Annotated in this window: 1 protein-coding gene; it reads left to right on the top strand. The window is 36.5% G+C overall.

What is annotated here, in order from left to right:
• Positions 1-62: 62 nt before the first annotated feature.
• Positions 63-277 (top strand): hypothetical protein (locus SB754_RS19995; RefSeq protein ID WP_410784123.1); only part of this gene is annotated, 215 nt, incomplete at its 3' end.

The following is a 277-nucleotide window of genomic DNA, read 5'->3' as shown; positions in this document are numbered from 1 at the left end:
ATCGCGTTCCACGATATGTTGCTCATATAGTACCGTTAACTATTTTGTTGGAGTTCGTGCCCGTGGCTTTTGCAGATTTTGACTATGCCGAGGGTATAGCAATGAAAACACTGAAAATCCTATTTGTCCTTTTGACATTGATTATTTTTAGAAAGTCTTTTCAAAGCCTCAACGGATACCTGAAAACACTTGCAAAATTTAGGGATAAACCAATTAACAGTTATGTTCAGGTATTCATGATTTTTGCATGGATCATTGGTATACTCACCATTTTTGC

The sequence above is a fragment of the Leifsonia sp. SIMBA_070 genome, from assembly GCF_046534635.1.
In the GTDB taxonomy this organism is placed as follows: Bacteria; Actinomycetota; Actinomycetes; order Actinomycetales; family Microbacteriaceae; genus Leifsonia.
Note: the sequence above shows the minus strand (reverse complement) of the source record. Positions and strands in the feature narration are given on the sequence as shown.